The organism is Lentzea sp. NPDC059081, from assembly GCF_042738015.1.
In the GTDB taxonomy this organism is placed as follows: domain Bacteria; phylum Actinomycetota; class Actinomycetes; order Mycobacteriales; family Pseudonocardiaceae; genus Lentzea.
Genome location: NZ_JBHYGW010000011.1, coordinates 187,788 through 194,947 on the forward strand (window position 1 = coordinate 187,788; position 7,160 = coordinate 194,947).

6 protein-coding genes are annotated in these 7,160 nt (G+C 70.6%); 2 read left to right on the forward strand and 4 right to left on the reverse strand.

Going from position 1 to position 7,160, the window contains the following annotated elements:
- Positions 1–68: 68 nt before the first annotated feature.
- Complete coding sequence (locus ACFWV3_RS24810) at positions 69–2,339, forward strand: sensor histidine kinase (RefSeq protein ID WP_382414095.1); 2,271 nt, start codon at positions 69–71, stop codon at positions 2,337–2,339.
- Positions 2,340–2,395: 56 nt separating this feature from the next.
- On the opposite strand, the gene ACFWV3_RS24815 is transcribed toward ACFWV3_RS24810, so the two are convergent.
- The 3 genes from ACFWV3_RS24815 to ACFWV3_RS24825 all read right to left on the reverse strand — a co-directional run bounded on the left by ACFWV3_RS24815 (position 2,396) and on the right by ACFWV3_RS24825 (position 5,187).
- Positions 2,396–2,851, reverse strand: a complete 456-nt coding sequence (locus tag ACFWV3_RS24815; protein WP_382414097.1) for an AAA family ATPase — start codon at positions 2,849–2,851, stop codon at positions 2,396–2,398.
- Positions 2,852–3,586: 735 nt separating this feature from the next.
- Positions 3,587–4,594: a ketoacyl-ACP synthase III family protein gene (locus ACFWV3_RS24820; protein WP_382414098.1), complete on the reverse strand. Its 1,008-nt coding sequence runs from the start codon at positions 4,592–4,594 to the stop codon at positions 3,587–3,589.
- A gap of 5 nt (positions 4,595–4,599) precedes the next feature.
- The gene (locus ACFWV3_RS24825; protein ID WP_330849761.1) at positions 4,600–5,187 is read right to left on the reverse strand and encodes an NAD(P)H-dependent oxidoreductase; all 588 of its coding nucleotides are present in this window, start codon (positions 5,185–5,187) and stop codon (positions 4,600–4,602) included.
- Between the two features lie 107 nt (positions 5,188–5,294).
- On the opposite strand from ACFWV3_RS24825, the gene ACFWV3_RS24830 reads away from it, so the two are divergent.
- Complete coding sequence (locus ACFWV3_RS24830) at positions 5,295–5,900, forward strand: response regulator transcription factor (RefSeq protein WP_325517349.1); 606 nt, start codon at positions 5,295–5,297, stop codon at positions 5,898–5,900.
- Positions 5,901–5,924: 24 nt separating this feature from the next.
- On the opposite strand, the gene ACFWV3_RS24835 is transcribed toward ACFWV3_RS24830, so the two are convergent.
- Entirely contained in the window at positions 5,925–7,109 is a 1,185-nt protein-coding gene (locus tag ACFWV3_RS24835; protein ID WP_382414101.1) for an NAD(P)/FAD-dependent oxidoreductase, read from the reverse strand.
- Positions 7,110–7,160 lie beyond the last annotated feature (51 nt).

Below are 7,160 nucleotides of genomic sequence, written 5' to 3' on the forward strand. Positions count from 1 at the left end.
CAAAAAGCGGGACTTCCCAGGAAGCGCCCGTATCATGGCCGCGTCCCGACCCTCGCGTGGGAGCTGCTGTGACGCTGCGACAGGAACGCTCATCGGTGTCCCGTCGTTTGGCGTACGTCGTCATCAGCGTGGTGTTCGCCAACTACCTCGGCAACGCCTTCCTCTACGTCGTGCAGGCCGGTCCGACGCCCGTCCGGATCATCAGCTCGCTCGCCTGCCTGCTCGCGATCGGCTCCCTGCTGCTCGGGGTGTTCTCGCGGCCGGACGCGAACCTGCGGTCGGCCAAGGCGTACTTCGCTCTCGGCGCGCTGGCGCTGCTGGCGTTCGTACCGGTGCCCTTCTTCCCCAACGCCTGGGGCGGGATGCCCGGCTTCCTGGCCGGCAGCGCCCTGCTGGTGCTGCCCGGCCGGGTGCGCTGGTTCGCGTTCGTCGGCGTGGCGCTCGCCAACGCCGCGACCAAGGTCGCCTACCAACCGCTTCCCACGCTGGCCTACTACTTCGTGTCGTCGATGGTCGTGGGCCTCGTCGTCTACGGGCTGTCCCGGCTGCCGTCGCTGGTGAAGCAGCTCGAGACCGCGCGGTCGGAGCTCGCCGACCTCGCGGTGTCGCAGGAACGGCTGCGGTTCGCGCGCGACCTGCAGGACGTGCTCGGGTTCAGCCTCTCGGCGATCACCCTGAAGGTCGAGCTCGCCCGCAGGCTGCTCGCCGAGGACACCGGCCGCGCGCTCCGCGAGCTCGCGGAGATCCTCGGCATCGCCCGCGAGGCCCTGACGGACGTTCGTGCGGTGGCGTCGAGCTACCGCCAGCTCTCGCTGTCCGACGAGATCGAGTCCGCGCGGTCCGTGCTCACCGCGGCGGGGGTCACCGCGACGATCGAGATCGACCAGCACCCCCAGCTCGCGCCGCAGTCCAAGACCGTGCTGGCGACGGTGCTGCGCGAGGCGGTGACGAACCTGCTGACGCACAGCCGGGCGACCACCTGCTCGATCAGGATCACGAGCAGCCACCAGACGGTCTCGATCGACATCGTCAACGACGGTGCGCCCGACGGCACCACACCCGAACGGGGCGGCGGCCTCACCAACCTGGCCACCCGCACCGCCGCCATCGGCGGAACGCTCCACGCGGAGGTCTCCCGGAACGGCACCTTCCGGCTGCACACCGAGGTGCCGGTCGACCCCGCCGGCGAGGACCCCGCCGACGAACCGCGCCACGTCGGCCCGCCGATCGCGGGCCGGTTCGCGCAGGTGCTGCTCACGGCGGTCGTGTGCGGGTACGGCGTGATGGCCACGACGCTGGCCGCGTACTTCCACAGCACGGTCGGGACGACCGGGGTCGTGGTGTCCGCGGTGAGCAACGCGATGACCGCCCTGCTCGTGCTGTGGCTGGTGAGCAGGCCGCAGGTCCGGCTCAGCCCGGTGCGCTCCTGCGCGGTGCTGGCCGCCCTGGCCGTCTGCGTGTACGTGCCCGTCCTGGTGTTCCAGAACCAGTACATGGGCGGCCTGGCGGGATTCCTCGCCGGATCGGCGGTGCTGCTCCTGCCGGGCAGGACCGGCTGGGCGGCGTTCGCCGGGGTCGTCACGGCACAGGCCTTCATCTACAGCGCCCTGGGCCCCGCACTGGGCGAAGGCGCCGTGGACGTCGTGTACGGCGTGATCGCCGCCATGAACCACGGCCTGGTGCTCTCGGCGCTGACCAGGCTGCGGTCGATGGTGACCGAGCTGCACGAGGCCCGCGAGGAGCTGGCCACCGCCGCGGTGACGCAGGAACGCCTCCGGTTCGCCCGCGACCTGCACGACCTGCTCGGCTACAGCCTCTCCGCCATCACGCTGAAGAGCGAGCTGACCCACCGCCTGGCCGCGGTCGACCCCGACCGCGCGCGCCAGGAGCTCACCGAGGTGCTGGAGATCTCCCGGCAGGCGCTGGCCGACGTGCGGTCGGTCGCCCTGAGCTACCGCGAGCTGTCGTTCGACGAGGAGACCCAGTCGGCGCAGGCCCTGCTGTCCGCGGCCGACATCGACGTGACGGTGCGGATCGACCGGTGCGACGGCCTGCCCACCGAGGTGAAGGTGACGCTGGCGACCGTGCTGCGCGAGGGCGTGACGAACCTGCTGCGCCACAGCAAGGCCGAGCACTGCGAGATCGTGCTGGAGAGCTCGCGGAACCTGGTGACGATGGACATCATCAACGACGGCATCTCGGTCCACGACCAGAGGTCCCGCGACGGCAGCGGCATCGGCAACCTGACCACCCGCGTCCGCGCGTTGGGCGGCGAACTGCAGGCCGGCCTCACGCCAGAGCACACCTATCGGCTGCGTGCCGAGATCCCGATCCTCTAGTGCGGTGACCACGAACCCTTGCCGCGTTGTGCGCGGTGAGGATTGTGGTCACCGCACTAGTCGTAGCCGCTCAGCTCGGCGTCGTCCGGCGCCTCGAAGACCTGCGTGTAGGTCGTCAGGAGCTGCTCGGTGATCACCACGAACCCCTCGCGGTTGCGCACGTCGAGCCGGCGGACGAGCTCGTCGAACGGCACCGCCAGGTAGCGCAGCTCCACACTGGCGCCCAGCGCGCGTGCCTGCGCTCTCAGTTCGTCGCGCTCTTCTCTGCCCCAGAAGCCGAAGTCGAGGACGACGTCCTGGCCCTGCCGGAGCAGGTCGTGGGCGAGGGTCTTGAACTTGTGCTCGAGCTTGGCGCGGAACGGCTCGTCGAACAGGTCCACGCCCAGGTCGTGGATCCACTCGTCGGGGCTGAGGCGGATGGCGGGGAGGTCGCGTTCCAGCCGTTTCGCCAGGGTGGACTTGCCGGAGCCGGGCAAGCCGCAGAGGAGGATCAGCCTGGGCACGTTGGTCATGCTCGCACGGAGGTGGGTTTCAGCGGGGGTTCGGCCGGTCGGGGTGTGGGTGGCTTTTCGGGTGGTGGCGGCTCTCGTTCGTGTTGGGGTGGCATCGCGTGGATTCGCTGTGCTCGTGTGCGTTGGCTGTGGGCCGCAGGTTGGGCTACCACGTGCGCCGGGCTTTGCCTCGCGCTCGGGGCCGCCGTCACACGCGCTGACGTGCTACGCGCGCTAGGCGCCCCTCGGCACGTGGACCCGCCTCACGCGCAGGCCCACCTAACGCGCATGCACGCCTCCCACACAAGCACGCCCTAAACGCACAAGCCGCTCTCGCCCGCAGGCCCGCTTCACGCGCACAGGCAGATCCCGCACGCAGGCCCGCCTTACGCGCGCAGGCCGTTCTCGCACGCGATAGCCGTTGTCACGCGCGTTGACCTCCAACGCGCGTCAGGAGCCCCACAAACGCCCACTGCACCGCGCGTCGACCGTCCCGCGCACGCCGACCGACCCCACTCTGGCGACCTCACGCGCGTTGGCCGCCCACGTGCGTCAGGCTCCGCGTACACCGACCGACACCAGCGCTGCCTATCTCTCGCGCCGACCAACCCCACACCGGCCGTCCTCGCGCGCGTCAGCCAGCCTCGCCCGTCGGCCAACCGCCCACGCCGACCAGCCTCACGCGCGCCAGCCCACCGTGCGGGCGTCGACCACCCACCCGCACGTCGACCACCCCACGCCCGCGTCGACAGCGCCTCACAGCATCTCGATGACCGCGCAGCCCCAGCTGTAACCCGCCCCCACCCCGAACATCACGATCCGCTGCCCCGAAGTCGCCTTCCCCGACTGCACGAGGTGGTCGAGGCTCGCGAACTGGTCCCCGGCGCCGAGGTGCCCGACCGTGCGGCTCCAGGACCACGTGGTGCGGTCGGCGTCCAGGTCGTACGGGCGCAGGTAGTTCACGTCGAGCCGCCGGCGGCCGAAGTGCGGCAGGATCACCCAGTCGGCGTCGCCGATCTTCATGTCGGCGTCCGACAGGGCCTGTTCGACGGCGAGGGCTTGGCCCGCGTTGGCCTTGTTGATGCCGTAGGAGAGGCCGAACTCGCGGCTGAAGGCGTGCTTGGCCTCCTCGAAGTCCACCGGGATGCGGTGCGAGAACGGCGCCAGGCCGAACGGCACGTCGCCGCGGTGCAGCGGTTCCAGGTCGGAGTCGGCGTTGATGGCCAGCGAGAGCAGCTGGGCGTAGCCGCCGCGGGTGGACAGCACGATGGCCGACGCGCCGTCGCCGTAGGGCGTGCCGGGGTCGGTGCGCCACCGGTCGATGCCGGGCAGGCAGAAGCGGTCGGACGACGTCAGCAGGGCGTCGCGGCCCGGCCTCGCGACCAGGTAGGACACCGCCAGGTCCATGGCGGCCAGGCCGCCGTTGGACATCTGCCGGATCTCCAGGGCCAGGCACGAGTTCCGCACCGTCTCGCGCTGGATGTAGGAGCCGACGGGCCACAGGTCCTGGCCCTGGTGGTAGGTGGTGGCGTGCAGGATCAGGTCGACGTCGTCGGGCGCGGAGTTCGCGCGCGCCAGCGCCACCCGTGCCGCCTCGACCGCCATCTCGGCCGCCGACTCGTGCGGGGACACCGAGACGGACTCGACGTCCGTGCGCGCGACGAGCTTCGGCTCGCACTCCCCCGACGCGATCGCGTCCGCGACCGTCAGCGTCGACGGCAGGCGCACCCCGCTGCCGCTGACGAAAACATCCTTCACTCGCACCGCGGTCAGACCTCCTTCAGCGCGCGTGCGATGCGCACGACGCGTTCCGCCTGCAGTTGGGCCGCCTGCAACGCCATCTCGTCGACGGGGACGTTGTCCGCGCCCAGGACGTGCGAGGTGCCGTAGGGGTTCAGGTCGCCGCCGGGAGGCACGATGATCCCGCCGAAGTGGCAGACCATGTTGTAGATCGACACGAGCGTGGTCTCCATGCCGCCGTGCAGGGAGCCGCCCGAGGTGAACGCGCTGTAGACCTTGTTCGCGAGCAGGCCGCTGAACCACGCCGGTCCCAGCGTGTCGATGAACTGCTTGAGCTGCGCGGAGACGTTGCCGAAGCGCGTCGGCGTGCCGAACACGACGGCGTCGGCCCACAGCACGTCGTCGACGGACGCGACGGGCACGTCGGCGGTCTCCTCCAGGTGCGCCGCCCAGGCCGGCCTGGACCGCCACGCGGCCTCGGGGGCGAGCTCCGCGGCCCGCACCAGCCGGACGTCGGCACCGTGCTTCTCCGCTGTCTCGGTGATCTCCGTGGCGAGCCGGTGGATCGTTCCCGTCGAGGAGTAGTACACGACTGTCACGTTGACGGCGCGTTCCATGGCGCATCCCTTCGCAAGGCAGCTCCTTCACCCTTGTCGGGTCGCCTTGACGCGGCGTGGAGCGCGACATGAACGTTGGGAGATATGGTGTCGCGCGGAGGGGCGCGATGATCAGGGTTCTGCTCGCGGAGGACATGCACATGGTGCGCGGTGCTCTCATCGCGCTGCTCAACCTCGAACCGGACATCGAGGTCGTGGCCGAGGTGAGCTCGGGCGACAAGATCGTGCCGACCGCGCGTCAGCACAGTCCCGACGTCTGCGTGATCGACATCGACCTGCCGATCCTCGACGGGCTGAGCGCCGCGACGACGATCCGCGAGACGATGCCGCACGTCAGGACGTTGATGCTGACCTCGCTCGGCCGTCCGGGAACCCTGCGCAGGGCGCTGGCCGCGCGGGTGGACGGGTTCCTGCTCAAGGACGCGCCGCCGTCGGAGCTCGCCGACGCGATCCGCCGCGTCAACGCCGGCGAACGCGTCGTCGACAGCCAGCTCGCCCTGGCCGCGTGGGACCGCGGCGAGTGCCCGCTGACCGACCGCGAGCTGGAGGTGCTGCGCCTCGCCGCGAACGGCGCCGACGCGCCTGACATCGCTGTCGCGCTGTCGTTGTCGGTCGGCACGGTCCGCAACTACATGACGACGATCATGACCAAGCTCAACGGGCGCAACCGGGTGGACGCCATCCGCATCGCGGAAGAGGCCGGCTGGCTGTAGGCCCCGCGGTGCGGACGGCATCTCTCACGCCGCCTTCTGCTGGCTGGCGCGCAGGTCGAAGCCCGGCCGGGACACGATCTCCGGCGTGAGCGCGTTGCCGCCCTCGAGGATTCGGCGCCCCATCAGGAAGTCGATCGGGCGGTTGTACGCCTCGATTCCAATCAACTTGTCATTCTTGAAGCAGAACACCGAGAACTTGCCTTCGGCCGGGTCGCCGACGATGACCGTGCGGTCGTGGCCGTTGGTGAGCCCCGCGGTCTGCAGCTTCACGTCGTACTGGTCGCTCCAGAACCACGGCAGGGCGGTGTAGGGCTCCGCACTGCCCATGATGGCGGCGGCGACCGTGGTGGCCTGGTCGGTGGCGTTCTGCACCGACTCCAGGCGGATCAGGCCGCCGGCGTGCGTGCTGGCGAACCGCGCGCAGTCACCGACCGCGTAGACCCGCGGGTCGACCGTGCCGAGGTGCGCGTCGACGACGATGCCGTCGTCGACCAGGAGCCCGGACCGCTCGGCGATCTCGGTGTTCGGGACGACGCCGATGCCCGCGACGATGAGGTCGGCGACGAGCAGCGTGCCGTCCGCCAGTTCGACGAGGCCCTCCCGGACGGCGGCGACGCCCGTTCCCGCGAGGATCTGGACGCCTTCGCTGCGGTGGCGGTTGACGAGGTGCTGCGCCGTCTCCGCGGACACCGCGCGCTGCATCACCTGCGGCTGCGCCTCGACGACGGTCACCTCGTGGCGCAGCTTGCGCACCACGGCGGCGAACTCCAGGCCGATGAACCCGCCGCCGATGACGACGACGTCGAGCCCGATCCGTCCTTCGAGCCGGCGCTTGATCGCGTCCGCGTCGGCGACCGTGCGCAGGTTCAGCACGTGCTCGGCGCCGGGGATCGGCAACGGCCGCGGCCGCGCGCCCGTCGCGAACACCAGGTGGTCGTAGCTCAGCGTGCGGGCACACCCGAGCACCGCGACCCGTGCCTGGCGGTCGACCCCGATCACCCGCTCGTCGCGGACGAGCTTGATGCCGTGGTCGTCGTAGTAGGAGTCCTGCCGCAGGACCAGCCCGGCGAGGTCGGTCTCCCCCGCCAGGTAGGCCTTCGTGAGAGGAGGCCGCTGGTACGGCGCGGCCTGCTCGTCACCGACGATCGTGATGGGGCCGGGGGGGGGGGTGGGCGGGGGGGCGGGAGATAGAACAAACCCAAAACCCAACAAAACCGCAAAGCAGCACACAACACCCACCCCCACCCCACTAGGGATGAA